Annotated in this window: 28 protein-coding genes and 6 tRNA genes; 8 read left to right on the top strand and 26 right to left on the bottom strand. The window is 38.5% G+C overall.

From position 1 onward, the window contains the following. Positions 1 to 59 precede the first annotated feature (59 nt). On the bottom strand, positions 60 to 1340 hold the full coding sequence (locus ACOZ9X_RS05270; RefSeq protein ID WP_423418224.1) for an MFS transporter: 1281 nt from the start codon (positions 1338 to 1340) through the stop codon (positions 60 to 62). A 232-nt stretch (positions 1341 to 1572) separates the two neighbouring features. On the opposite strand from ACOZ9X_RS05270, the gene ACOZ9X_RS05265 reads away from it, so the two are divergent. Then, positions 1573 to 1833 (top strand): hypothetical protein, encoded by a 261-nt coding sequence (locus ACOZ9X_RS05265; RefSeq protein WP_423417280.1) that lies wholly within the window; start codon positions 1573 to 1575, stop codon positions 1831 to 1833. On the opposite strand, the gene ACOZ9X_RS05260 is transcribed toward ACOZ9X_RS05265, so the two are convergent. The 9 genes from ACOZ9X_RS05260 to ACOZ9X_RS05220 all read right to left on the bottom strand — a co-directional run bounded on the left by ACOZ9X_RS05260 (position 1834) and on the right by ACOZ9X_RS05220 (position 5633). After that, positions 1834 to 2445: a superoxide dismutase gene (locus tag ACOZ9X_RS05260; RefSeq protein ID WP_423417279.1), complete on the bottom strand. Its 612-nt coding sequence runs from the start codon at positions 2443 to 2445 to the stop codon at positions 1834 to 1836. A gap of 215 nt (positions 2446 to 2660) precedes the next feature. Then, positions 2661 to 2736, bottom strand: a tRNA-Phe gene (locus ACOZ9X_RS05255). A gap of 142 nt (positions 2737 to 2878) precedes the next feature. Continuing rightward, positions 2879 to 2971: transfer RNA gene (locus ACOZ9X_RS05250), tRNA-Ser, on the bottom strand. 7 nt (positions 2972 to 2978) lie between these two features. Next, positions 2979 to 3055: transfer RNA gene (locus ACOZ9X_RS05245), tRNA-Ile, on the bottom strand. Between the two features lie 25 nt (positions 3056 to 3080). Further along, positions 3081 to 3156, bottom strand: a tRNA-His gene (locus tag ACOZ9X_RS05240). Between the two features lie 22 nt (positions 3157 to 3178). Further along, positions 3179 to 3255 (bottom strand) — tRNA-Met (locus ACOZ9X_RS05235). Between the two features lie 4 nt (positions 3256 to 3259). Continuing rightward, positions 3260 to 3334 (bottom strand) — tRNA-Asn (locus ACOZ9X_RS05230). Positions 3335 to 3488: 154 nt separating this feature from the next. Next, a complete protein-coding gene (locus ACOZ9X_RS05225; RefSeq protein ID WP_423417278.1) occupies positions 3489 to 3971 on the bottom strand; it encodes a DUF456 domain-containing protein in 483 nt (160 codons plus the stop codon). Positions 3972 to 4028: 57 nt separating this feature from the next. Then, positions 4029 to 5633: a Na/Pi cotransporter family protein gene (locus ACOZ9X_RS05220; RefSeq protein WP_423418223.1), complete on the bottom strand. Its 1605-nt coding sequence runs from the start codon at positions 5631 to 5633 to the stop codon at positions 4029 to 4031. A 190-nt stretch (positions 5634 to 5823) separates the two neighbouring features. On the opposite strand from ACOZ9X_RS05220, the gene ACOZ9X_RS05215 reads away from it, so the two are divergent. Further along, positions 5824 to 6363 (top strand): DUF1189 family protein, encoded by a 540-nt coding sequence (locus ACOZ9X_RS05215; protein WP_423417277.1) that lies wholly within the window; start codon positions 5824 to 5826, stop codon positions 6361 to 6363. Between the two features lie 31 nt (positions 6364 to 6394). Here the strand turns inward: ACOZ9X_RS05215 and ACOZ9X_RS05210 are convergent, their stop codons facing one another. Then, entirely contained in the window at positions 6395 to 7270 is an 876-nt protein-coding gene (locus ACOZ9X_RS05210; RefSeq protein WP_423417276.1) for a DUF1002 domain-containing protein, read from the bottom strand. Between the two features lie 168 nt (positions 7271 to 7438). Between ACOZ9X_RS05210 and ACOZ9X_RS05205 the strand changes: the two genes are divergently transcribed. Both ACOZ9X_RS05205 and ispG read left to right on the top strand, forming a co-directional pair. Next, a complete protein-coding gene (locus ACOZ9X_RS05205) occupies positions 7439 to 7762 on the top strand; it encodes a LysM peptidoglycan-binding domain-containing protein (protein ID WP_423417275.1) in 324 nt (107 codons plus the stop codon). Between the two features lie 101 nt (positions 7763 to 7863). Continuing rightward, positions 7864 to 8976 (top strand): flavodoxin-dependent (E)-4-hydroxy-3-methylbut-2-enyl-diphosphate synthase, encoded by a 1113-nt coding sequence (gene ispG, locus ACOZ9X_RS05200; RefSeq protein ID WP_423417274.1) that lies wholly within the window; start codon positions 7864 to 7866, stop codon positions 8974 to 8976. 763 nt (positions 8977 to 9739) lie between these two features. Here ispG and ACOZ9X_RS05195 read toward each other — a convergent pair. The 9 genes from ACOZ9X_RS05195 to ACOZ9X_RS05155 all read right to left on the bottom strand — a co-directional run bounded on the left by ACOZ9X_RS05195 (position 9740) and on the right by ACOZ9X_RS05155 (position 16014). Further along, positions 9740 to 10123 carry a DUF4190 domain-containing protein gene (locus ACOZ9X_RS05195; RefSeq protein ID WP_423417273.1) on the bottom strand — a complete coding sequence of 128 codons (384 nt, stop codon included), beginning with the start codon at positions 10121 to 10123 and terminating at the stop codon, positions 9740 to 9742. A gap of 115 nt (positions 10124 to 10238) precedes the next feature. After that, positions 10239 to 10451 carry a DUF1540 domain-containing protein gene (locus ACOZ9X_RS05190; RefSeq protein WP_066396215.1) on the bottom strand — a complete coding sequence of 71 codons (213 nt, stop codon included), beginning with the start codon at positions 10449 to 10451 and terminating at the stop codon, positions 10239 to 10241. A gap of 70 nt (positions 10452 to 10521) precedes the next feature. Beyond that, positions 10522 to 10935 (bottom strand): Fur family transcriptional regulator, encoded by a 414-nt coding sequence (locus tag ACOZ9X_RS05185; RefSeq protein WP_066400205.1) that lies wholly within the window; start codon positions 10933 to 10935, stop codon positions 10522 to 10524. Between the two features lie 8 nt (positions 10936 to 10943). Then, positions 10944 to 11792, bottom strand: a complete 849-nt coding sequence (locus ACOZ9X_RS05180; protein ID WP_144699036.1) for a metal ABC transporter permease — start codon at positions 11790 to 11792, stop codon at positions 10944 to 10946. A gap of 12 nt (positions 11793 to 11804) precedes the next feature. Continuing rightward, on the bottom strand, positions 11805 to 12581 hold the full coding sequence (locus ACOZ9X_RS05175; protein ID WP_423417272.1) for a metal ABC transporter ATP-binding protein: 777 nt from the start codon (positions 12579 to 12581) through the stop codon (positions 11805 to 11807). A gap of 123 nt (positions 12582 to 12704) precedes the next feature. Beyond that, a complete protein-coding gene (locus ACOZ9X_RS05170) occupies positions 12705 to 13358 on the bottom strand; it encodes an HAD family hydrolase (RefSeq protein WP_423417271.1) in 654 nt (217 codons plus the stop codon). 103 nt (positions 13359 to 13461) lie between these two features. Beyond that, a complete protein-coding gene (locus tag ACOZ9X_RS05165; RefSeq protein ID WP_423417270.1) occupies positions 13462 to 14382 on the bottom strand; it encodes a metal ABC transporter substrate-binding protein in 921 nt (306 codons plus the stop codon). 13 nt (positions 14383 to 14395) lie between these two features. Continuing rightward, entirely contained in the window at positions 14396 to 15268 is an 873-nt protein-coding gene (locus ACOZ9X_RS05160) for a metal ABC transporter permease (RefSeq protein ID WP_144699028.1), read from the bottom strand. After that, positions 15265 to 16014, bottom strand: coding sequence for a metal ABC transporter ATP-binding protein (locus tag ACOZ9X_RS05155; RefSeq protein ID WP_423417269.1), 750 nt, complete (start codon positions 16012 to 16014; stop codon positions 15265 to 15267). The genes ACOZ9X_RS05160 and ACOZ9X_RS05155 overlap by 4 nt, the downstream gene beginning before the upstream one ends. A 290-nt stretch (positions 16015 to 16304) precedes the next feature. Between ACOZ9X_RS05155 and ACOZ9X_RS05150 the strand changes: the two genes are divergently transcribed. Both ACOZ9X_RS05150 and ACOZ9X_RS05145 read left to right on the top strand, forming a co-directional pair. Then, the gene (locus ACOZ9X_RS05150; protein ID WP_423417268.1) at positions 16305 to 17564 is read left to right on the top strand and encodes an NCS2 family permease; all 1260 of its coding nucleotides are present in this window, start codon (positions 16305 to 16307) and stop codon (positions 17562 to 17564) included. Between the two features lie 99 nt (positions 17565 to 17663). Beyond that, positions 17664 to 17924 (top strand): DUF2624 domain-containing protein, encoded by a 261-nt coding sequence (locus ACOZ9X_RS05145; protein WP_066396234.1) that lies wholly within the window; start codon positions 17664 to 17666, stop codon positions 17922 to 17924. A gap of 65 nt (positions 17925 to 17989) precedes the next feature. Here ACOZ9X_RS05145 and ACOZ9X_RS05140 read toward each other — a convergent pair whose 3' ends face one another. Further along, entirely contained in the window at positions 17990 to 18883 is an 894-nt protein-coding gene (locus ACOZ9X_RS05140) for a deoxyribonuclease IV (protein WP_423417267.1), read from the bottom strand. Positions 18884 to 18906: 23 nt separating this feature from the next. After that, positions 18907 to 20190: a DEAD/DEAH box helicase gene (locus ACOZ9X_RS05135; RefSeq protein WP_423417266.1), complete on the bottom strand. Its 1284-nt coding sequence runs from the start codon at positions 20188 to 20190 to the stop codon at positions 18907 to 18909. Between the two features lie 175 nt (positions 20191 to 20365). Between ACOZ9X_RS05135 and vrrA the strand changes: the two genes are divergently transcribed. Together vrrA and ACOZ9X_RS05125 are read left to right on the top strand one after the other, a co-directional pair. Next, complete coding sequence (gene vrrA, locus ACOZ9X_RS05130; RefSeq protein WP_423417265.1) at positions 20366 to 20992, top strand: VrrA/YqfQ family protein; 627 nt, start codon at positions 20366 to 20368, stop codon at positions 20990 to 20992. Between the two features lie 118 nt (positions 20993 to 21110). Further along, positions 21111 to 22058, top strand: coding sequence for a 4-hydroxy-3-methylbut-2-enyl diphosphate reductase (locus tag ACOZ9X_RS05125; RefSeq protein ID WP_423417264.1), 948 nt, complete (start codon positions 21111 to 21113; stop codon positions 22056 to 22058). Between the two features lie 59 nt (positions 22059 to 22117). Here the strand turns inward: ACOZ9X_RS05125 and ACOZ9X_RS05120 are convergent, their stop codons facing one another. The 4 genes from ACOZ9X_RS05120 to ACOZ9X_RS05105 form a co-directional block, all read right to left on the bottom strand. Further along, a complete protein-coding gene (locus tag ACOZ9X_RS05120; RefSeq protein WP_423417263.1) occupies positions 22118 to 23239 on the bottom strand; it encodes a Nif3-like dinuclear metal center hexameric protein in 1122 nt (373 codons plus the stop codon). Then, entirely contained in the window at positions 23236 to 23937 is a 702-nt protein-coding gene (locus ACOZ9X_RS05115; RefSeq protein WP_423417262.1) for a tRNA (adenine(22)-N(1))-methyltransferase, read from the bottom strand. Before ACOZ9X_RS05115 ends, ACOZ9X_RS05120 begins: the two co-directional genes overlap by 4 nt. Before the next feature lie 169 nt (positions 23938 to 24106). Then, positions 24107 to 24451: a cytochrome c550 gene (cccA, locus tag ACOZ9X_RS05110; protein WP_144699011.1), complete on the bottom strand. Its 345-nt coding sequence runs from the start codon at positions 24449 to 24451 to the stop codon at positions 24107 to 24109. Between the two features lie 239 nt (positions 24452 to 24690). Continuing rightward, entirely contained in the window at positions 24691 to 26304 is a 1614-nt protein-coding gene (locus ACOZ9X_RS05105; RefSeq protein ID WP_423417261.1) for an AMP-binding protein, read from the bottom strand. Positions 26305 to 26334 lie beyond the last annotated feature (30 nt).

Below are 26334 nucleotides of genomic sequence, written 5' to 3'. Positions count from 1 at the left end.
CGGTAATTATATCTACATAATAATAGTATCCTTACCAAGGTAATTATGTCAAAAGATAATCATTGTTTATTTGAATTGTTCCCATCTTGTTGAGTTTCGGCGATCTCAATGGTTTTTGAAGAATTATGAACTGGGACTGACACTTTTCGTAAACAGAAATAAATCATAAAGTGTCCAGCTCCTAAAATAGGAAGTAATACTGGAATACCTGTTTTTTCTGTGAGTAAATGAACAACGATGATAAACGTTACGATTGAAACGATTCGTCCAGCATTTAGATACATTTCACGAACAACGATATACTCAATCCTCTTTTCATGTATACCACGGCATTTCCCTATAATATCATAAGTTAATGAGACATAAGGCACTAACAATAAGGGATAAGCGATCGATACAGAAACTCCATAAATAATCAAAAGCGTAAAAGAAATAGGAAACAACAGCATGAATGGAGAAACGAACAAGAGCAGTCCTCCCACAAATATCGCTTTCATCCGATCTTTTGGATTCAAGTAATGCGATACACAATAATATCCGATAAAGGACACAAAAGATTGAACGAAACCATACGTTCCGAGTGCAAATTCACTTTTAGAAGCAGTATACACCCAAATCACGATTAAAAAAATAAAAGTACCTTCACGGAAACCTTGAAAAAAATGTGCTCTTAACAATTGTAGCCATGCTGGATCTTGCTTTCGTTCTTGTAAAACTTTGCGTATACCGTACAGTCCATCCGCCTTTCTCCTCTTTAAAAAGAAGCTGATGACAACCGCTATCAAAAATAGCACCATCGAGATGCTGAATATGGTTTCATACCCAAGATGTTTGTCCATCCTAGTAATAATATAACCCGCACTAAGTGGTCCGATCATTCCCGAAATAGAGTTTAAAACACCTAAATATCCATTAAAAAAGTCTCGCGTCTCAGGTTCTGTAACTTCAAGAGTCAACACATTAAATGCAAGCCAGTAAAATCCCAATCCAAATCCTAACATGGCTCCTAATACAATGAGATATTTGCTTGCCATTGATCCCATTAAAAGAACTCCGATATAAAACAAAGCGAGGATTAAAACCCCGATCCTCAATACGATGACGCGATCAATTTTTTTTGCAAACCAACCAGCAAAATAAAATGCTATCGGCTGCATGACAACAATGGATAGATTATAACAGGCAATATCCGTGATCTTACCCGATTGTTTCCAAAGAAATATGTTAACAAATGTATTAGATAGAGCCGTACTTAACGTAAATAATCCACCTACAAATAACAGCAAAAACAAATCTCTAGGGTATTGGTCGGTATCCATGAATTTTTTGATTCTCATGATTTCGCCCCCTTACATTTCGTCGTTAGTGTCTTTCAAGACGATGGGAGCTATTCACTTTTAAAGAAATTGGATTTTATTGCAAGGTTGTTATAGTAACCATAAAGCTCTTTATGAAAGTAGTGGATCTCCACTTGAGGTTAATCACTTTACATAAGCAGCGAAAAAGAAATCATTGGAAAAAGAAACAATACTTATTCGAGAACAATATGTAGCAAAGAAGGAGTGAACGAATTTGTTTGAGTATTGGATATTTGATTCTGTTGACGAAGAAATCTTGATTCAATCCTTACAGAGTCCTAAGAATCAAAATGCTGACAAAAGACTACTTTGGTATTTTCAATCCAAGAACGTATTTGTTGTTCAGTCCACAGTCCCTTTTGGAGATGGAAACTTCACGCTAGATGAATTACTTGTAACATTATCTGACCTTTATGAGATTCATGATAAAGGCATAATAAAAAGCCACTGGCATGCCAGCGGCTTAGTTACGTAATTATTTTGCTTCGTTGTAACGCTTTTCAACTTCATCCCAGTTTACAACGTTCCAGAACGCTGAAATATAATCAGGACGCTTGTTTTGATATTTTAAATAATAAGCGTGCTCCCATACATCAAGACCAAGGATAGGTGTCTTTCCTTCCATAACTGGAGTATCTTGGTTTGGAGTGCTCGTTACTTCAAGCTCACCATTGTTTACTACTAGCCAAGCCCAACCAGAACCGAATCTTGTTTTCCCAGCGTTTGCAAACTCTTCTTTAAATGCATCAAGACTTCCAAATTTGTTGTTGATCTTGTCAGCAAGTTCACCTGAAGGAGTGTTTGCTCCACCTGGTGCGATCACTTCCCAGAATAAGCTATGATTAGCATGTCCACCGCCATTGTTTCTAACAGCGTTTTGGATGCTTTGTGGAAGTGCATCTAAATTAGCTAAAAGATCTTCCAAGCTTTTGTTTTCAAACTCAGCTTGCCCTTCAAGAGCAGCGTTTAAGTTATCAACGTATGTTTTGTGATGGCGACCGTGGTGGATCTCCATTGTTTCTTTGTCGATATGCGGTTCAAGTGCACTTGTTTCATAAGGTAATGCAGGCAGTTCAAATTTAGCCATGTTCATTTCCTCCTCATAATATGTAAAATTTTTATGTTCATTTTCAAGAGTTACTTGAAAAGTGAAACCCATTTAATCAACTTTCTTGTTTAGAAAGTATTCAACATGTTTACCTTATCAAATTTAGGATGAACTTTCAATTCTTAAACACTGTACCCTCTTTAAACATAAAAAAACCTTACGAAAGGCATCGTAAGGTTGATGTTATATATGTATGGTGGCTCGAGACGGAATCGAACCGCCGACACGAGGATTTTCAGTCCTCTGCTCTACCGACTGAGCTATCGAGCCAAAAATTTCCAAAACCAAAATTTTTGGTCTTATTTAATTACTGTGTCTCTTCCTCTACACGTCTTCTTCTAGGGTGTATCCGTCGAGACAACTCGTAGCATACTCGTGATGTAACGCTCGTAGCTATCGAGCCAATATGTAATGGAGGAGGTAGAGGGATTCGAACCCCCGCGGGTCGTTAAACCCCTGTCGGTTTTCAAGACCGATCCCTTCAGCCGGACTTGGGTATACCTCCTCGATTATGGTGGACCCTGTAGGACTCGAACCTACGACCAATCGGTTATGAGCCGACCGCTCTGACCAACTGAGCTAAGGGTCCAATGGAGAAACTTATGTAAATGTTATGGGGCGGACGAGGGGAATCGAACCCCCGAATGTCGGAACCACAATCCGATGCGTTAACCACTTCGCCACGACCGCCATCGTGAGTAAAAAAACATTTTGGTAGCGGCGGAGGGAGTCGAACCCACGACCTCACGGGTATGAACCGTACGCTCTAGCCAGCTGAGCTACACCGCCAAAATGGCTCCACAGGTAGGACTCGAACCTACGACCGATCGGTTAACAGCCGATAGCTCTACCACTGAGCTACTGTGGAATAACGTCTTAACGTTTGTTAAGGACAAGAACTACTATAGCACGATGCATCATTTGAAGTCAATAAAAATTTTAAAAATTAGTTCAAACGAACACATGTGCTTTTTCAGAACAAAAATAATATAGCATGGTGGTACATAATTAGCAAGAGCGTATTATAAGACTTGGAAATAAAAATAAGCAATCATTATGGCTTGCGTTATCACTTTTATTAGTGTGGTACCGACAAAGGCAAGAACAGTCCCTATCCCTATTGATACAGCTGCTCTCAGTCCTTTTTTTTGAAAAAGAAGTTCTGCTAACACAGCACCTATAAACGGTCCGATCAAAATCCCTGCTACAGGAATTATAAATGGTCCTGCGATCAAACCGATCGTACTTCCCCACAGGGCAGCCTTTGACCCGCCTTTTTTCTTCACTGCGTATGCATTTCCTACATAGTCAACAATAAATAAACTGATAAACAATAACACTTGAACAATGATAAACAATGGTGTGAACGGTTCGAACGAAAACGTAAATCCATAGATGATAAAACCCGCTGCAAGAAATAATACACCCGGTAAGATGGGATAGACCAATGCGATAAAGCTAATGGCAAAAGCTAGACCGATGATAATCCAATATAAAATATCCATATGTACTTCTCCTTTATATAAAAAAACCAAGAGGCTAAATAGCCTCTTGGTTTCATTTTACTTCTCTAATACAGCTTCTGCAATGTTTACAGCATGATCCCCTATTCTTTCAAGGTTGCTGATGATATCAACGAATACGATACCAGCATTTCCATCACACTGACCTTCATTCATACGCATGATATGTTGCTTACGAAGTGTACGTTCCATCTTATCAATTTTGTCCTCTAAGCCCAAGACTTCCTGAGCAAGTTCAACATTACCTTCTTCAAGTGCCTTAACTGCTTTATCAACAGTAGAAACTGTTAACATAAACATTTCATCAAGGTCCTGTTTAGCAGTATCTGTTAATCGTACATTGTTTCGCAATTGATAATCCACAAGTTCAATAATATTCTCCATATGGTCTCCAATACGCTCAATATCACGTGACGTGTCTAATAGCATAGAGTGTTCGTTCGATTCTTGTGGAGTTAATGGATGTGCAGACAATTTGACCAAGTATGCAGTGATTTGACGATCTAAGTTATTAATCGCTTCTTCATATTGCAGGGCAAGGTCTGCATTCTTCTTATCTTTTTCGTTCAAATAGGTGATCGCTTCTTTTAAACCGCTCTGCGAATAATTAGCCATTCGAATAATCTCTTGTTTCGCTTGTCTAATTGCTAATGATGGAGCTGTTTCTAATACGATTTCATCGAGATGTTTTGCTTTGTATTCAATAAGAACGTCTTCGCCTTTTATCAGCTTTGTAACGATGTACGCTAATGCTCCAATAAACCAGAATTGGATCAGTACGTTCGTTACATTAAATGTTCCATGCGCAAAGGCAATCTGCATAGCAGGTTCTAAGTCTAATTTCGTTGTTAGAAATTCAATATAGTGTCTGAATGGAACAAGTATGATTAAGAAAATCAGTGTTCCAACTAAGTTAAAGATAACGTGTGTTAGTGCCGCACGTCTTGCTGCAACTGTTGTTCCGATCGCTGCAAGAATAGCTGTGATCGTCGTTCCGATATTATCACCGAACAACACAGGAAGTGCTGCTTTTAGATCAATCATGTTTTGAGAATAAAGTTCTTGCAAGATTCCGATTGTTGCACTTGATGATTGAACGATTACCGTAAATAACGTCCCGATTACTACACCAAGAATCGGATTGTCACTCATAGAAACGGTCAAATCTTGAAATGATTGAAGACTGCGTAGAGGTTTCATACCGTCTCCCATAAGTTCAAGACCTAGGAACAATGCTCCAAAACCAAATGTAATCTGTCCAAAATAGTTGTATTTCGGATTCTTAAAGAAGAAGATCAGAATCGAACCAACGGCAATGATCGGCAGTGCGTATTCTCCAACATCAATACCGATAATAAAAGATGTAATCGTAGTACCGATATTGGCACCCATGATAACACCAATCGCTTGGCGTAATGTTAAGAAACCAGCATTCACAAGTCCGACAGTAAGAACTGTCGTACCTGAACTACTTTGAATTAATACTGTTACAAATATTCCTGCTAGAACTCCCATAAAAGGATTTGTTGTTAATTTATCAAGTATTTCTCGTAATCGGTCTCCTGCAGAGTTTTGAAGGCCATCTCCCATGTACTTAATACCAAATAAGAAGATCCCCAGTCCTCCGATAAATTGAAATAACATTTCTTGATAATTCAATGTTTACAGCTCCTTATTAACTATCATTTATCAACCTACGCCATTATCTCTATTTGTATTGTTTGTGTAAATAAAAAAAGAGCATTTGTAACATTACCTTTACAATTGAAGCATATTGTCGAAAGTTCGCGGTTCATGTACACTAATTATGCTAACAATTAAAGGAGTTTCTCACATGAAATTACATAACCGCTTTGCTAAAAGTTTGTGGTCTTTCAAATCAATTGCAAATTTCCGTTTCTTAGGGGTCGGCAGTACCATTATGTATGTATTACTGTTAACACTGTTATGTATGATACCTGTTTTCAGTTTATTTTTAGCTGGCCTTTTGTCTAAAAATAATCCGTTGAACAATTTTGAGAATTTTGGATTGAACCCTGATCAAATGGAAAACTTCGCTTCCACATTGGACGGCATTTTCCCTATCATCATTGCTGTCATTTATGTAGTGATGTATGTTCTCTTTTCAGGAATTTTGTTTTCTGGTGCCTCTATATTAGCAGTCTTAGCCATTCCTGTTGCAAAACTTCTTAAGAGAAGACAGTCATACAGACATCTTTGGGTACTATCGTGTTACTCCATCACTATTCCATCGGTATTACTAACGATCCTTTTCTTTTTAAACGTACATATCCCTTATTCATTTCTGTGGTTTTGGGTGTTGGCTTTTCTCATCTGTGTTATCTCTATCACCAAGATTCCAAGAAAAAAATAAAAAAGCGGCATGGAAGCCGCTTTTTTTATGTCTATTTAAAGAGTGATCTAATCGCATCAATGATTGCCATAAAGAAATCGATTATCTTTTGAAAAAAGGACTGTGTCTCCTCATCATTTAAGAAGTTACCAAGATTATCACTGATGTCCTTTAAGCCATTTTGAACTTGATCCCAATCAATATTTAGATCTTTCATCTTATTAAACAACGCAACTAAACCGTTCAGTTCTTCTTGTGTAAGTTCAATCCCCATGTCTTTTGCAACTTTTTCAATCAAAGCTCGCAGATCTTCTTCTGACTGTACCGGATTTTTTGCAATTTCTTCTTTAACACGTGTCATCAGCTCAGTAGCTTCTTTCGTTCCGATTCTCTCACCAAGTTCTGCAGTCTTTACCATTTCTTCATTCGCCACTTGTTTTTGAGCTTCTGGAATCTCAATCTTAGCTGTAGATTCGTATGCTTTTATGATACCTGTTAAAGCAGCTGTCCCTGAAACTTCAAATGGTGCTGTTACATAAATCTTTGCATCAGTTACACCTGCAGTTGTTAAAGCGTTCATATACATTTCTTCTGTTACCCAATTAATATTATTGGTCTCAACCGACAATCCCTGGTCTTTATCACCAATTGTAATCTTTGTCGACGAGATCGCTTTAGACCCGATTTGTGCTTTTGAAATATAGTTTCCTAAATATTGGTGTTCTTCTTCGTTTGTAACAACTACAGATTCTACATCAGGAGGAACGTCCATTTCTTTTAATAATTCGCTTTTTTGTTGTTCTGTTAAGTTCTCACCCAACGTAACGATAATGTCACCAGGTGCCGCATCAGCATACATTGTTAAAGGAGCAATAAATAGCGCTGCAGTCATTATAGATAGCAGAGCAAGGATTTTCGCTTTTTTCATAACTTTCACCTCTCCATTCGGTACAACTACATAGATACGCAGAAATTCATTTTTTTCTGTCCTTCCGCCTTTCCATTTTACACCATGCTCAAGAAAGAAGTCACTTTAAACTTGTCATAAAGGAAATGGACAAGCATATAGTAACATATGCGAAAGGAGAGGGATTTTATGAAACGATTCATAAGAGTTTGTGTAATCATGTTAATTTTATATGTGGTAGCTTATGATTTAAAAATCGGGACACTCCCTCAGTCTAGTCCGGCCAATGCAGAAATACATACAGAAAAGAAAAATGATAAGAACAAACAAAATTTCAAAACCTATGAGGTAACACCTGGAGACACGTTAATTTCTGTTGTAGAAGAACTGAATTCAAATAAAAATTATTCTATTGTATCTATGCTGCAAGACTTCAAATCACTTAACCCAGGTGTGAATCCTGAGAATATAAAAATAGGTAAATCCTACAAATTCCCTTTATATCATAATTAACTGAGATAACATTACTTGTCAAAACAAAATGTTCCCTGCTAAAATGAACTGATGATAGGACAGAATAATACTGTCAATTTGAAAAAAGGAGCGATTCACCAATGAGTGAAATCACCCACCGTTCTAAAACAAGACCTGTAAAAGTAGGAAACTTAACAATAGGTGGAACTGATCAGGTTATTGTACAAAGTATGACAACTACAAAGACACACGATGTTGAGGCTACAGTAGCCGAAATCTTACGTTTGGAAGAAGCGGGCTGCCAAGTGGTACGTGTCGCATGTCCAGATATGCGTGCTGCAGAAGCGATCGCAGACATAAAGAAAAGAATTAATATCCCACTAGTTGTAGACATTCACTTTGATTATAAGCTTGCGCTGAAAGCCATCGAAGGTGGAGCTGATAAGATTAGAATCAACCCTGGTAACATTGGTCGCCGTGAAAAGGTTGAAGCTGTTGTAAAAGCTGCAAAAGAAAAAGGGATTCCGATTCGAATCGGTGTTAACGCAGGTTCACTTGAAAAGAAATATCTTGAAAAGTACGGTTATCCTACGGCAGATGGTATGGTCGAGAGTGCTCTTCACCATATTAAAATCCTAGAAGATCTTGATTTTCATGATATTATCGTTTCCATGAAAGCATCTGATGTTAATCTTGCTATTGAAGCTTATGAAAAAGCTGCAAAAGCCTTTGATTATCCATTACACCTTGGGATTACAGAGTCAGGTACACTTTTTGCAGGTACCGTAAAAAGTGCTGCTGGACTAGGTGCTATCCTTCATAAAGGGATCGGAAACACCGTTCGTATCTCGCTAAGTGCAGACCCTGTTGAAGAAGTTAAGGTTGCACGTGAACTATTGAAATCTTTCGGACTTCTTTCCGATGCTGCCACATTGATTTCTTGCCCGACTTGCGGACGAATTGAGATCGACCTCATCTCAATCGCAAATGAAGTGGAAGAATATATCTCAAACGTGCGTGCTCCAATCAAAGTTGCTGTACTTGGATGTGCTGTAAACGGACCTGGAGAAGCTCGTGAAGCGGATATCGGAATCGCTGGAGCGCGTGGTGAAGGGTTGTTATTCCGCCACGGAGAAATCATAAGGAAGATTCCAGAAGATCAGCTTTTAGATGAACTAAAAAAAGAAGTAGACATTTTAGCAAAAGCACATGAAGAGAAGTTAAAAGCTGAAGCTGCGGCTCAGCAAGTATAAATTTTAAAAAAGCTCCCATCTACGGGAGCTTTTTTCTATTGCTATAATCGATCTTTGCTTTTTCAAAAAACTGTTTTCGTATACCTTCGTGTATCCTGAAAGTAGTTCATTTCCTCTCCAGGTTGCACGCTTTCCATGGGGCGAACGGTGAGCCTCCTATCTAGTTGCAGTCACTAGCCCCTCGAGTCAAAAGTTAAACAGTCAAGAAGGCAAAGTGCGCCGTCCTCGCCCATTTACCTTTTGCATGTCGGGGCTGAACGAGTCACTTCCACTTTTCGGACTGCCGCTTTGCGCCATTAGGAGTCTCCACCAGCCCGCTTCAAGGCTGTCTCTCTGCTCCTGCGTCTAAAAGTTCATTCTAACGAAGTGAATCTCCTCGTCGCATGCCTTGCGAGAAGCTCCTCATGTGGCAGGCAGGCAACCTTACGCTACAATCAACTTGCTAGAGGAAGAAATGAAAACATCCTAAGAGCAACAATCTTACAGAAAAGGGCCTTTTCTTTTCTTCGAAGATGGGTTGATTGGAGTGCAAGGTGCGAGACTCCTGTGGGACAGGTGGGCAGGTGATACACTTAAAAGTGAAACGTCCAAATGTGGCTCACTGCCTGCCCCGCGGAAAGCGAGCACCTGAAACGGAAATCAATTACTTCCACAAGCTACAAAGCCTACTAAAACAGCCTTTCAAAAACAGCAATGTATTCAAAAATATCCTTATCCCATAAAAAAGAAGAAGCGGTTAGCTTCTCCTTTGCTCCTTTTTCCTTTAAAAGAATGGTGCAAAAAACAATGAAATGATAATCGATACGACGCCTATTCCGATCGCCCAATTACCAAGCGAATGTGCACCTTGTCTTCTGGCAATGAATCCGACAATAACTCCCGCTGCCCCAAACAACACAGGAAGTATGAACAAAGATAAAACAGATAGGATGATCGCGATGATTCCAGTCGCTTTACCTCCTGCTCTTTCCCGTGAATCTTCGTGTTCATGTCTGTGATCGTCGTCTCGATCTGAATAACGAGGTCTCTCGTTCTCAGGTAACGTCATATCACTTCTTACAGGAACCGGTACAGCTTCGGCGGCCATCTCTTCACGAAATACCGCTTCGTTATTATTAATTGTACGGTCATCTCTTTCGTATGCCATGATGATTCCCCCTCTTATCGTGTTAAGGAGCGTTCTTATTATGGCTTTAAAGGAACGTTTTCATAGATGTTAGTTTATGGGCATTGAAAAAGAGGCCTGTGATTGGCCTCTTTGCTTAATGTTTAGCTCTAAACGTATGACAACATGTTTCAGCTGTATCGTGGGCAGCATCTTTATGAGCCGCATCACCATGGAGGCTCCCATCTGCACTCATGTCAACAGACATATTTGCATGCTTGTCGATTTCAACAAGAATAGCATCTGCTACACAGTTGTTGCCTTCCCCCCAATACGTACAATTCGATACATTACATTTAACTTCAGGCATAAAAAAACCTCCTTTCACTTTAGCTTGGCTAAATAAAAGGAGATACATACTTCATTCGTTAATAAAAAGTTTAATTTTTGCACGCATTACAATAACCGTAGATCTCAAATTTATGTCCTGTTACGTCAAAACCGTTCAATTCGCTATCTAACACTTCCATCGGACATGTATGAATGGACTTCGTACTTCCACATGTAAGGCAGATTAAGTGATGATGATGTTCATTATGTGAACACGTAAATCGAAACTTTTTCTCCCCTTCCCACTCTGTTTCTTCAAGTAAGTCTAACTCGACAAAAGTGGTTAGATTTCGATAGATCGTATCGAAACTCAGACCAGGATACTTATCTTTAAGTGCTTCTTGAACTTCTTTTGCTGTAAGATATCTCTTTTCGCGTGCAAATAATGAAAGAAGATCTTTTCGCTTTTCCGTATACTTATAGCCCTTTTCTTTTAAAAGGTCCATTGCCTGTTCGATCGTCATCGCAAATTTCACAAGTGACCCACCTTTCTGGAACCTGTAAACTTTTTATAAAGAATAGTTAAGAACAATATAACAACCAAACATAAAACAATCGTTCCACCTGATGCTAGATCAAGGTAATATGATAGAAACATACCGGCAATGACTGAAATCTCACCAAAAAGTACAGAGAGCCAAATCGCCTGCTTAAACCCTTTCGCGATTCGAATACTAGCTGCAACCGGTAACGTCATAAGTGCTGAAACTAACAAAATACCTACAATCTTCATGGAAGCAGCAATAACTAATGCCGTTATTGCCATAAAAGCAACTAAGATCCAGTTGCTTCGAATGCCAGATAACTTTCCTTGCTCTTCATCGAAAGATAAAACAAATAATTCTTTGTACATAAAAAATACAAACAAGAGAACAACAACAAGAATCGCAAAAACGGTCCAAACATCTGAACGCTTAACAGCAATGATACTTCCGAATAGATAGTTGAACAAATCTGTGTTAAAACCATCTGCCATTGAAATGAAGATTACACTTAGACCAATTCCCGCAGACATGATAATTGGTATAGCAAGCTCTTCATAATGCTTGTACACTTTTCTTAGCTGCTCAATAAAAATAGCTCCACCTACTGAGAACGCCATCCCCATGTAAATAGGATTAGCAGCAGCAAAAAACGAAGACCATTTTCCTAACAGCAGATTAGCAGCAATGCCAGCTAATGTGATATGAGACAAAGCATCTGCAATTAACGCTTGCCGTCTCACCACAATAAAAACCCCTAATACAGGAGCAAGCAAGCCAACCATGATTCCTGTTAAGAAGGCATTTTGTAAAAATTCATATTTTAAAAACGGTAACATGTGTTCATCCCCTTACTCGTGACCATGATCATGGTGAAGAACATGAACATGATGACCATAAAAAGCAGACATATTTTCAGATGAGCTCTCTTCAAACTCTTTTGTATTTCCATGAAAATGAATCTGTTTGTTCAAACAAGCTACATCTGTTACATAATTCGTCATCAAACCAACATCATGAGTTACCAATACAAGTGTCATATTATTCTCGCGATGAAGTTCTTTAAGCATCTTATAAAAAGAGTCTGACGATTCCGTATCGACTCCAACAGTTGGCTCATCTAATATTAAAAGTTCAGGATCACTTACTAGTGCACGAGCTATAAAAATGCGTTGTTGCTGTCCTCCAGATAACTCTCCTATGTTCTGGTGGGCATACTGATCCATTTTCACTGACCTTAATGCTTCCCATACCTTGTTCTTATCGGAAGGTTTTAAGAATCTAAACAATCCCACTTTACCAAAAAGCCCCATCGATACGACTTCGAACGCTGTTGCAGGAAAGGCTGTGTTAAAACTATTTGCTTTTTGTGAAACATACCCTATCTTGTCCCAGTCATTAAATTTATTAACTTTTTCCCCAAAAAGATAAACGTTTCCTTCTTGAGGCTTTTGGAGACCTAATATACATTTGATTAGTGTAGATTTACCTGAACCATTCGGACCTACAAGTCCAAGAAAAGATCCTTTTTTAATCTCCATCGTTACATGTTGGAGAACATTTTTATCGCCATAATGAAACGATAAATCATCTACACGAATGGCTATCGATCCTATATTTTTATTCATGAGTAACCTCCGTGAGAAAATGAAAAATAAGTAGTAATGAGTACGATTTAAACTGTCTCATAGTATACACGAATTATGAACAAAGTAAAACAACATGCTCTGTGAGCATGCCTGTACACGTTTTTATTTCATACCTTTAATGAGATTCTTAACACTTTGCAGTAAATCTCTTGGTCTGATGATTTGATCCGCTTCTTTTAGGTACTTTTCATCAAGAGTCGTTTCAACAGCTAAGCAATATGCTCCTGCCCTTTTGGCAGATTGTATACCAAGTGGTGCGTTTTCGATAACTAGCCACTCTGATGGCTTAAAAGAATGTCGATCCATAGCTAATAGATAAGGTTCAGGCGATGGTTTTCCTTCTTTTACATCATCTCCAGTAACAATTATATCAAAAGTAACAGGCAGTTTACTTAACACTTCTAAAACAAATTCTTTTCTACTCCCTGTAACGACAGCAATAGGAACTTGCTCCTTACTTAAGGCTTTAAGCGTAGATACAGTTTCTTCTATAAAATCATATTGAGCATGTTTCTTAAAGTAATCTCTTTTTTGTACATATATATCTTCAATCATCTCTTCGTTAACATCTACATTAAAATGTTCAAAAACATCTTTGATCGTATTTTTTCCTGGCATTCCTTCTCTTAAGTAAAAGACGAGTTCTTCATGATCATATCCATTTTTATTAAACGCATGCTGCCACGCTTCAACATGGTGACGCATCGTATCAACAATCACACCATCCATGTCAAAACAAACTGCTTTCATATTCATACCTTTTTCCACCTTTATTGCAAACTTCACTCTACGTATTATAAAGCATTGTTTAATAAAAACAAAAAGAAGCTGAAAATGTTTCAGCTTCTTTTGGTTGATTTTATTTTAATCCCTCAATAATGGTTTCTGTGTTCCATTCCATCATTTTTTTGTAAGTGTCACCATCTTTACCAGGCTTACCTAGAGAATCCGTAAACACTTTTCCTTTAATAGGAATTCCTGTTTCTTTTGATACAGTTTCCATACTTCTAGCGTCAACACTTGTTTCAACGAACAGAGCTGGAACGTTTCTTTCTTTGAGAAAATCGACCAGGCTCTTAATCTGCTGTGGTGAACCTTGATTTTCAGAATTAATCTCCCAAACATAAGCCGTTTCTATATTGTAGGCTTCTCCAAAATATTTGAATGCCCCTTCACTCGTAGTAAGTACACGTTTCTCTTTAGGAATCTTGTTTAATTCTGAAATGGTTTTGTCATGAAGAGCTTTTAGTTCACCAATATATTTTTCAGCGTTACTTTGATAGTATTCTTTGTTTTCTGGATCTTCTTTCATCAGTGCATCTCGAATGTTCTCAACATACTTGATTCCATTCTCAATATTCATCCATGCATGTGGATCATATTGTTTTTCAAGACCTTTAGATTCCAAATGAATCGCATCTACCCCTTCACTAACACGGTAAACGGGTGCATCTTTACCATCTTTATCAGCTGTTTTCATTAGTTTGTCAAACCATGAATTTCCTTCTTCAAGATTAAGCCCATTGTAGAAAACAGCATCTGCATCCGTTGTTTTTAAAACATCTTCTGGAAGCGGATCATACTCATGTGGATTCGAACCAATAGGTGCTAAGCTATGAACTTCTACCTTGTCTCCTCCGACATTCTTAACTAGGTCATAGATGATAGAATAAGTAGCTACGACTTCTACCTTTTCTGATTCTTTTCCACCAGCACTGCATCCAGCTGCAGCTGCTAATAATGACCCTGCTAAGATGAGCTTTGTCATTCTTTTAAACATACAATCATCCTCCCTATTTCTCTAACAGTTCTAGTCTATTTTTTCTAGATTTGTGCGCTTTCCAAACAATTCCTTGTGATGGTGAAAAGAAGAACGCGAGTGCAAACAGAAAAGCTGAAACTAATACGATTGTTGCACCTGATGCTAAGTTATACGTAAAGCTGAAATATAAGCCAAACACAGAAGAGATAACCCCTATTAATGCAGACAGATAGATCATGACAGACAATCGGTTGGTTAAAAGATAAGCCGTTGCTGCCGGTGTGATCAGCATCGCAACTACTAAAACGATTCCTACTGTTTGCAGCGATGCAACCGTGACCATCGTTAAAACGGCCATTAAACAATAATGAATCCATTTGTTAGGCAATCCATAGCTTTGTGCCATAGTCGGATCGAAAGTTGAAACGAGAAGCTCTTTATAAAATAGAACAACTAACCCAATTACCAGGACACCGATTCCAAGTGTGATCCACATGTCACTCATTCGTACTGCAAGAACGTTACCAAAAAGAATATGATACAGATCGGCAGAGCTTTTCATCATGGTTATAATGACAATCCCTACAGCAAACATACTCGTAAACATGATTCCTATAGCCATATCATGTTTGATCCTGCTGTTCTGACTTACATATCCGATTCCGATCGCAGTAAGAACCCCCGTTATAACAGCTCCAAAGAAAAAGTTAATCCCTAACATATAGCTGATCGCAACACCAGGCAACACAGCATGAGAGATCGCATCCCCCATTAACGCCATGCCTCTTAAGATGATGAAACATCCTACAATTCCACAAATAATACCTACAACTACTGAGGTAAATAACGCTTTTTGTAAAAATTCATATTGAAACAACGCTTGAAAGAATTCAAAAATACTCATGATGTCACATTCACTCCTTTAGACTGAAGAAATGAGAACTGGTTGGCGTAAGCTTTTGTGATCACCTCTGGCTGAAGAACTTCTTCAGATGCACCGTAATGAATCATGTTCTTATTCAATAGCAGCAAATGATCAAAGTAGGATTCAGCTTTACTAAGATCATGATGTACGACCAGGATGGTTTTTCCTTCTTTTTTTAGATCTCTCAAAATATGAATGATCGTTTCTTCACTTGCAACATCAATCCCCACGAAAGGTTCATCGAGAAAAAACAACTCTGCTTTTTGTGCCAACGCTCTTGCAAGGAATACCCTTTGCTGCTGTCCTCCTGAAAGTTCACCGATCTGTCGATCACTGAACGTTTCCATACCGACCGTTCTCAAACATTCATAGGCCCATTCTCTATCACTTTTTGTAGGGCGCTTAAATAATCCCAATTTTGGATACGTTCCAAGGAGTACCACGTCAAATACTGTGATCGGAAAATCCCAGTCGATATCTGAGCGCTGCGGAACGTATGCGATTCTTTTTCTCCACTTTTTAAGCGGCTCTCCAAATACCTCAACATCACCTTTGTCTCTTGGTATTAAATGTAAAGCAGCTTTCATCATAGTCGATTTACCGGCACCATTTGGCCCAATGATCCCCACTAGACTACCTTGATTCACTGAGAATGATATATCTTTAACAACTTGGTTTCCTAAATAAGACACGTACAAGTGATCTATCTTTAGTGCTTCATTCATTGAAAAAGACCTCCTTTTTCATTCAGTAACTTTTTTTGCCCAGGCGCAACTTTAATATAAAAAAATATCCCTTCACAATTGTATGAAATGAATAGAAGGAAAGTGAATATTTTCGAAAGAAGTAAATGTTTCCTTTAGGCAACTTTTTTACTTAAGTCAAATTATATAGTGTGGACACAAGATTGTAAACGATTTTCTCTAGCCATATTTCTACATTTGCTTTATAATCAACTCTGGCAGGAAACTGCTGGGTGGGAGAGGGATGTTTTTAAGATTTAAGGAAGGAACAAATGGAACAAAATCAAGTTTCACTAAAGAAAGAAGTACTTGCAGGGATCACCTCATTTTTCACCATCGCTTATATTATTGTCGTTAATCCACTAATATTAGCAGATGCTGGCATGCCTTATGAGGGCGTAGTTCTAGCTACGATCCTTACTTCTGTAGTTGGTTGTCTGATCATGGGGCTGTATGCAAAGGCTCCGATCGTATTAACGCCGGGCATGGGTGTAAACGCGTTTTTCACGTATACTATCGTGCAAGGTATGAATTTAAGCTGGCAAGAAGCTCTTGCTGCTGTGGTGATGTCTGGGATATTCTTTTTAATCGCAGCTTCAACACCTTTAAAGGACATACTTTCAAAAAGTATTCCACAATCATTGAAACATAGCATAACAGTAGGAATCGGCTTGTTCTTAACATTTATTGGGTTACAAAAAGGCGGAATCATCGAAGCGAGCTCTGCAACTTTTGTAAAGTTAGGACATTTAGATCGTCCCGACGCAATCCTGACGGTAATCGGCCTTTCCGTAACACTGGCTCTGTTTCTAAAAAACGTAAAAGGAAGCTTTCTGATTGGGATTGCTTTGACCACTCTTGTTGGATTCTTTATGGGTCATACACAAGAAGTGAAAGGCATGTCTGATGGATTCTCTTTTAAACCGTTTGGTGAATTGTTTTTTGCGTTTGATTTTTCAGGGATAACTGAGCTTTCCTTTTGGATTGCTACTTTCTCACTGACCATGATCATCACATTCGAGAACATGGGATTGTTATACGGACTATTACCTGATCAAGAAAAGTTTCCAAAAGCTTTTCAAGCGAATGCAGCTTCATCTATCGTTTCCGGTCTATTTGGAACTAGTCCAACAATTTCTACGGTTGAGAGTGCATCTGGAATACAAGAAGGCGGCAGAACGGGGATAACAAGTATTACAGTTGCTGTATTGTTCTTCTTCTCCATGTTTGCAGCACCTTTCATAGCTTATATACCTGATGGGGCTATCGCTCCTATCTTGATAATCATAGGCGGTCTGATGGTTCAGCAGATTCAGCATATTCCTTTTGCTGATTTTACAGAGATGTTTCCATCATTTCTTATCATTGCGCTGATTCCATTGACTTACAGCATCGTGGATGGTCTTGCATTTGGATTTATCGCATATCCTCTTGTTAAATGGATGTCAGGACAGAAGAAACAGGTTACAGCACCTATGTATGTGATCGCCTTTTTATTCTTTATGAATTTTATTCTTCATACAATTGTATAAAAATATAAACAAAAAGACTTTGGACTAGATTCCGAAGTCTTTTTTAGCACTTTCTTTACTCCTTCCTCATACAATGAGAAAGTCGGGAGGGATTTCTAAATGAATCCAATCATTGTTCATTTTGTAAATCAGAAACTTAATTCGATCAGTCCGAACGAGCTGATCTCACTTGCCGCGCAATATCAGCTTCCCATTTCACAAAAAGAAGCCGTACAGATCGTAAACATATTGCGAAGGCAGACGATTGATATCAAAAATCTATCACAGCGTAAGATGATCATTGCTACCATCGCAAAAGAAGTTAGCCCTGAAAAAGCGAACTATATCCAATACTTAATTCAAACGTACATTGATAGGTAACACAAAAAGCCGCACAGCTGTGCGGCTTTTTAATCTTTTCTTATGTTAATGAGTTATGAAATAACTTATGCGTTCAATAACTTGTTCTGAAGTTCTGGATCGAATGTTTTTGCTTTGATCATCTCGATCTCTAATTTATATGGAGGTCTTTTGTTGTTTTTATCTGTACCCACATAAGGTGTTTCAAGAATTTTAGGGATATCCTTAAATTGTTCGTGATGAACGATGTAATTTAAGGCATCAAACCCGATGTGTCCAAAGCCAATGTTTTCATGTCTGTCTTTAGCAGCTCCAGTTACATTTTTGCTGTCATTGATGTGGAAAACTTTAATACGATCGATTCCGATCAGCTTATCGAACTGATTCATTACTCCATCAAAATCATTAACGATATCATAACCCGCATCATGTGTATGACATGTATCAAAGCAAACAGAAAGTTTCTCGTTTAGCGTTACACCATCAATGATCTGTGCAAGTTCTTCAAATGTTTTGCCACATTCAGATCCTTTACCTGCCATTGTCTCTAGTGCGATTTGAACATTCTGCTCTTTCGTTAATACTTCATTAAGACCTTCGATGATCTTCTTGATTCCAATCTCTGAACCTTCTCCAACATGTGCTCCTGGATGAAGCACGATCTGTTTTGCACCAAGTGCATCCGTTCGTTCGATCTCTCTTCTTAAGAAATCGACCCCCAGCTCGAATGTTTCCGGCTTCACAGCATTCCCGATGTTGATGATATACGGTGCGTGAACAACAATGTCAACGATACCGTTCTCGATCATGTGTTTCGTGCCAGCTTCAATGTTAAGGTCTTCAATTTTTTTACGTCTCGTGTTTTGGGGTGCACCTGTATAGATCATAAACGTGTTGGCACCATATGAAACAGCTTCTTCACTCGCAGCGAGAAGCATTTTTTTACCGCTCATTGAAACGTGAGATCCTAGTTTAATCATATTTTCCCCTCTTCCCTAACCTACTATCTGATGTTTCTTCTTTTCTTCTTCATTAGTTTCTTTTTCTGTTCGTCCATCTTTTTCTTATAACCAGGCTTTACTTTTCGCGGTTTTGGTACATAAACGCCATCCTGCTCTTTTGCACCCGTACTTTTCTTGCTCGGCTTCACAGGTACCCATTCACCGTTCTTATATTGTTCGATGTGGAAAATGATTTTTTTCTCTTTTAACTTTTGAACAGAATGCTGATCTGTTTGCTCGTAAAGAGATGCACAGATTCCTGACATTCCTGCACGACCCGTTCTTCCTGCTCTATGAATGTAGAAATCAAGATCTTTCGGGAACTCGTAGTTGATGATGTGGCTGACACCTTTGATGTCAATTCCTCGAGCTGCAAGGTCAGTTGCTACTAAGAACTGAAACTCAGCTTTCTGAACACGTTTCATAATATTTTTTCTTGTACGAGGCGGAATATCACCATGAAGACGTTCAACACTCATTCCTTCAGCACTCATAGCATCTGCGATCTCATCAACTGCTTTTTTTGTGTTAGCAAATATGATCGCAAAATATGGATTATAATTTTTTGCTGTTTTGATCAGCGTAGGAAGTTTGTCATTGTGTTTTGCTTGAATAAGAACGTGCTTGATATCTTTTGCTGTAATATGCTGTGGTTCAACGTGAACATGTTTAGGGTTCTGCATATATTTTTTCAAGAATGGCTGCAGTTTTTCTGGAACTGTGGCAGAGAAGACCATCATTTGTAATTCATTGGCCATACGAGAAGCGATCAGGTCTACATCTTCAATAAAGCCCATATCTAGCATCTGATCGGCCTCATCAACTACGAGCATGTTCGCTGTAAAGACAACTAGCTCTTGAGCGTTTACCAAGTCTTTAATACGACCTGGAGTTCCGATCACTAATTGAGGAACTGTTTTCAGTTTTTCAGCCATACGTTTTCGATCCGTTCCACCAACGATTGCTTTTGCGCGGATTTGCTTATCCTCAGGCATATGCTCAGAAATCTTTAGAAACTCGTTATAGATCTGTTGTGCTAATTCACGAGTAGGAGCTGTAATTACTGCTTGTACCTCGTCTTTTGTAATGTCTATTCTATGCATCAATGGCAGCAGGAACGCAAATGTCTTTCCTGAACCTGTCTGCGATTGTCCGATCATGTCTTGTCCGTTAATAATTCCAGGAATTACACGCTCCTGAATATCAGTTGGTCTTTCAAATCCAATACCACTTAAAGCGGTCTGGAGCGATTCGTTTATTTTTAACCGTTCAAACGGAGATTTCATACGCTCACCTTTTCTTTTCAAATATAAATTCTTCACTTTTAGTATTATAGAGTAAGTTTTGCATTTAAGCCAACCATCCTGAAGATTAATAAGAAAACAGGGATAAATATCACACATGTTTTTCTTATTTCATATTCTATATATGAGCGTATTATTTTGGAAAGGAGGGGGAATTATGCAGCCTTTTTATAGATATCCAAATCAACCTCAGCATCCTATGCAGCCCTTTCAAGTAAATCCATATCTTCAAAACATGAATGGGATGAATGGTATGCCTCGTCAGATGGGTTCTGTTGACAGATTCTTGGGGACGATTGGCAGCGGTGGAAGTATAACAGGTGGAACAAGTGTGTTTACGATGTTGAACAACGTGCAAAAGGTCTTAAAAGTCGCTGAGACGATGGGACCTATGATCAAACAATATGGACCTGCAATGAGAAATCTGCCTTCCATCATGACAGCTCTTAAAGATTTTCAAAGCGGATCAAGCTCAAAGGCAGAGAATGATACTGAGGCAGATACCTCCGAAAAACCGGAAAACACAGATCAAGCCACTGAAACGAGTGAAACAGATGATGCTAAAAAAACCGTTGTAAAGAAAAATGAAAAGAAAGAAAAAAAGAAAAAAGAAACGGAAGAAAAGGTGGTTGTGGCTGGACCTAAATCTACAACAACATCCACACAGCCTGAGGCAATACCATTGATCAAAAAAACGCCAAACAGAACAAAAGCTGTACCGTCAGCACCTAAGACAAACGTACCTAAGGGCTACCACTTATCGGGGCCGAAACTATATGTATGAGTATAGTGTTTGAGTTCTTATGGTCTCTCCTTTATAATAAACACATACAGAAGTAAATCTCCCAAGACAGCATAGATCTCTGTGCTGTCTTTTATATGAAATAAAGGAGAGATCCAATATGGAAATCGTTAAAATATCTCCACGAGGATATTGTTATGGCGTAGTGGACGCGATGGTCATGGCACGCCAAGCCGCTAATGATCCGACATTGCCTAGACCCATCTATATACTTGGCATGATTGTTCACAATAAACATGTGACAGATGCTTTTGAAGATGAAGGAATCATTACCCTAGATGGTGCGAACAGACTGGATATCATTAAAAATATTGAATCAGGTACGGTCATTTATACCGCTCATGGTGTTTCACCAGAAGTGAGACGTATTGCTCATGAAAAAGGTTTATATGAGATCGATGCTACATGTCCTGATGTTACAAAGACGCATGACCTTATTCGTGAAAAAGAAAAAGAAGGATATGAGATCATCTATATTGGTAAAAAAGGTCACCCTGAACCAGAAGGAGCGATTGGAATCGCACCTCACATTGTGCACCTTGTTGAAAATACCGATGATTTAGATTCACTAAACGTGAAGAGTGAAAAGATTCTCATTACCAATCAAACGACGATGAGTCAATGGGATGTGGCAGAACTCATTAAGAGACTGCTTATGAGATATCCTTCTGCTGAAGTTCATAAAGAAATCTGTTTGGCCACTCAAGTCAGACAAGAAGCTGTTGCAAATCAGGCAGGTGATTGTGACCTGGTGCTTGTAGTTGGAGATCCTAGAAGCAATAACTCAAACCGTTTAGCTCAAGTTTCAGAGGAGATTGCAGGAACAACAGCATACAGAATCTCTGATGTATCTGAAATCGAACTCAGTTGGTTAGAAGGTGTAAAGAAGGTAGGTATCACATCTGGTGCTTCTACACCAACACCAATAACGAAAGAAGTTATCGATTTCCTTAAAAACTATGATGACCAAAATGAAGAGACATGGAAAAAAGAGCGTAAAGTGACCCTTAATCGTATTCTTCCTAAAGTAAAAGAGAAAAAGTCATAAAAAAAACAGCTGGGTGCTCCAGCTGTTCTTTTTTTGACTCTGTTGATTTAAAATCCAGTCTACATAAACGTAAAAGGATCTGTAACAATATTTGATTCTACAACAACAGTCTCATAATTGTTATTCTTTAGTTTCTCTTCAAGAATATCCTTGAGCTTAATCTTCATGATCTGTTCGATATGATGTCCGGCATCTATTATTGTAAGCCCCTCTTCTTGAGCATCATGTGCATTATGATAATAGATGTCTCCTGTTACTAATACATCGGCTCCTTTATGAAGAGCTGGATAAATATATTTATTGCCATCACCGCCCACGACGGCAACTTTTTTAATAATAGAATTTTTACCTTGGATAACTCGAAGATTTGATAATCCAAAAGCTTTTTTTACATGATCTACAAATTCGTGAAGGGTCATTTCTTTAGAAAGCTTACCGATCTTTCCAATCCCGAGCTCTTTCCCCTTATTTAAAAGCGGATAGAGATCAAACGCCACTTCTTCATATGGGTGTGCTTTTTTCATTGCCGAAACAACAACTTTTTGAATAGATTCTGGCATGATGGATTCGATCTTCACTTCTTCTACTTTCTCCAATTGCCCTTGTTTCCCTATATATGGCGTGGTTCCTTCTAATGGGGTAAAGGTACCGATCCCATCACTAGAGAACGAACAATGACTGTAATTTCCGATATGACCAGCTCCAGCATTACCGATGGCAAACCTGACTTGTTCTTCATGTGTGCGAGGTACAAACACAGATAACTTTACGAGTTTATCTTCATATGTTGTTGATAACACTTCGGTGCTCGTTAATTGCAATTGATCAGCCAGCCATTCATTAACCCCTAGCGAAGTAACATCTAAGTTCGTGTGTGCAGCATAAACCGTTATATCGTTTTTTATTAACTTTTCAATAACTTTGCCCTTTGATGTGCCGATATCAATTTTTTTCAACGGACGGTAAAGCAAAGGGTGATGTGCAATTATCAGATCAACTTTTCCTTCAATCGCTTCATCCACTACACTTTCTAGTACATCGAGTGCGATCATCACCTTTTTTATAGGTTTGTTCAATGAACCTACTTGCAAGCCGATAGGATCTCCTTCTACAGCCATCTTTTTAGGTGCGAAACTTTCTAAAAGAGAAATGATATATTGCGCGCTCGCACATTTACTCAAATAATCCACTCCTCTGCGAATTTAATGTTTCTTCTTAGTTCTTCTCTTTTTTCTTCTGCTGTTACTCCTGAACTATTTTCCATTTGAGTCAATATCGCATTCCATTGCTTGACTTCCCCTGCCCACTTGTCTTTAAACGCTTCGTTTTGATTTTTTAATAAAAATGGGCCGAACAATAATTCCGCTTCTTCATGATCAGTATAAGGTTGATCGCCCGAGCGTTCGGCGACAAGAATCTCGTAGATCTTGCCATCTTCTTTTAAAATTTCTTCAGCGATCAATACCCAGTTCTCTTTTAATAGCCACTTTCTTACTGTTTTTGACCCAACGTTAGGTTGGAGAATTAGACGATGCGCTCGTCCAAGCTTATCTTTTCCTTTTTCAAGGATAGATGTGATCAAAGAACCACCCATGCCGCAAATCGTGATTACTTCTGCTTCGTCTGGTTTAAGTACTGTAAGTCCATCACCTTTTCTAACTTCGATCACATCGGTTAGGTTGTCTAGATCCACCTGCTCCTTAGCGGATAAATAAGGACCTTGTGTAATCTCACCTGCGATTCCTTTTTTAATTCCTTTTTTTAGACCCAGATAACAAGGAAGATAAGCGTGGTCAGATCCGATATCTGCTAATATTGTGTTTTCAGGTACGTATGAAGCAACTCGCTCGAGTCGATTTGATAATTTTTCTGAATTCATTTTCATCACCGTTTCAATTAGTTTGTTCGTTTTAGTATTCGCAACTTCAATCATTTTTTGTAAAAGAAAGCTAGAAAGACATAAAGCATTTAGAAAAAGTACGAATTTACGATCTGATCATACAAAGAAAAGAGCTTCTTGTTATAAATAACAAGAAGCTCTTCTTATTTTATTTTTTTTCTGCTAACCAATCAACTAGTATTTTAGCTTCTTCACCTTTTACGACACCAGCTGGCATTCCACCTGGTTTACCGTTTTTGATAATATCAGCAATTTCTTCCGGCTTATACTTGCCACCAATCTTATCAAGTGCTGGTCCCGATGCACCTTCAAGGTTTTGTCCATGACAAGAAGAACAGTTTTGTTTAAAAATTGCTTCCGGATCCATAGCAGCCTTTTCTTTATTTTCACTAGCCGTATGAATTTTGTTGATACCATATCCGCCCATTGTAAGCATAAGAACAATTCCAATAACTCCAATAATGGCAAAAGGAATGAGTGGATTACGTTTCATGCGAATTCCTCCTTCGTCTGTACACTACATGTGTTGTGATCTTGATAAACTTAATATGTATAGTAAACAATCCATAACCTATTGTACTGTAAAAGCGTTTACTTGGGAAGTACAAACTCTATTTTTCCCAGTTTTGTCACAGCATTAACTTTTCAAACTTTTTTACTTAACTTTTGTAGATTCAGTCATTTACTTTATGTGAAGAGGTACAAAAAAGAAAAAAGCCACACTACTGGTGGCTATTCATGTATAACTGAAAGTGCCTCTATCGCTTGTTCTCGAAGCTTAAATTTCTGTACTTTTCCAGAGGCAGTCATCGGATACTGATCAAGAAAGAGATAATATTCTGGAATCTTAAAGTGCGAGATTTTTCCTTTACAATAAGCCTTCAATTCATTTTCAGAAAGTGAATGACCTTCTTTTACCTGGATGCATGCCGCTACTTTTTCTCCAAATTTTTTATCCGGGACACCGATCACTTGTACATCAAGGATAGAAGGATGTGAATAGAGGAATTCTTCAACCTCTCTCGGGTATACGTTCTCACCGCCACGGATGATCATATCTTTCAAACGACCTGTGATTTTAAAGTAGCCTTCTTTATCAACAGTGGCTAGGTCTCCGGTATGAAGCCATCCATCTGAATCAATCGCTTCGTTCGTCGCTTCAGGCATCTTGTAATAGCCTTTCATAACATGATAACCTCGTGTACAAAGTTCTCCTTGTTCACCAGGACTCACTTCTTTATTCGTTATCGGGTCGACTACTTTTGCTTCTACTTGAGAATGCTTCTTTCCGACCGTTTCAACTCTGCGCTCGATCGGGTCATCTGTTCTCGTTTGCGTGATAACAGGAGAAGATTCTGTCTGGCCATATGCGATCGTGATCTCTGACATGCCCATCTTATCGATCACTTTCTTCATCACTTCTATCGGACAAGGTGATCCTGCCATGATTCCTGTTCGAAGTGTTTGCAAGTCGTAAGAATCAAAATCAGGAAGATTCAATTCTGCGATGAACATTGTAGGAACTCCATGTAACCCTGTACACTTTTCGTTTTGAACCGTTTCTAAAACTTCTTGTGGATCGAATTGGACGATCGGCACCATCGTAGCTCCGACTGAAACTGCTGCAAGGGTACCTAGTACACATCCAAAACAATGAAAGAAAGGAACAGGTATACACAATCGATCTGCACTTGTTAAGTTCATGCTATCCGCAATCTGTCTCGCGTTATTCACAATATTGTAATGCGTTAGCATGACTCCTTTTGGAAATCCTGTAGTTCCAGACGTGTACTGCATATTAATAACATCATCACAGTGAAGAGATGCTTCTCTTCTTTGAAGATCTTCATCAGATATCGCATTCCCAGCTTCCAACATATCGGAAAAAGTCTCATAAGACGAAGATTCAGCATCTAGTTGAATAAAATGTTTCAATACAGGAAATTCCGCTAATCGATTCTTTACGGAGTCTACCATATCTTTATAAGATGTAGTTCGAAATGATTCTATAAAGAATAAAGCTTTTGCATCAGACTGCTTCAATAAGTAATCGAGTTCAGAAGATTGATAATTCGTATTGACCGTGACTAAAACGGCTCCAGCTCTGGCTGACCCGAATTGGAGCAACAGCCATTCGGGTACATTTGTAGCCCAAACAGCTATATGATCTCCTTTTTTTATTCCCATCGCCATCAGACCTTTGGCAACTTTAGTCGTTAATTCATAAAATTCTTGATAGGTATAGCGAATGCCTAGTTTGCTGTAAACCATAGCTTCTTGATCCTTAAGTTTCAACGCTTGTTTTCTTAAACAATCCCCTACAGTCACTTTCATTAGTTCAGCCATAATTCACCCCATCATTTGGTCTTTTAACGA

Origin of the sequence: Fictibacillus nanhaiensis (assembly GCF_049537595.1) — a bacterium.
In the GTDB taxonomy this organism is placed as follows: Bacteria; Bacillota; Bacilli; order Bacillales; family Fictibacillaceae; genus Fictibacillus; species Fictibacillus nanhaiensis_F.
The sequence above is the reverse complement of the archived record's forward strand: the minus strand, read 5'-3'. Positions and strand labels throughout refer to the sequence as shown.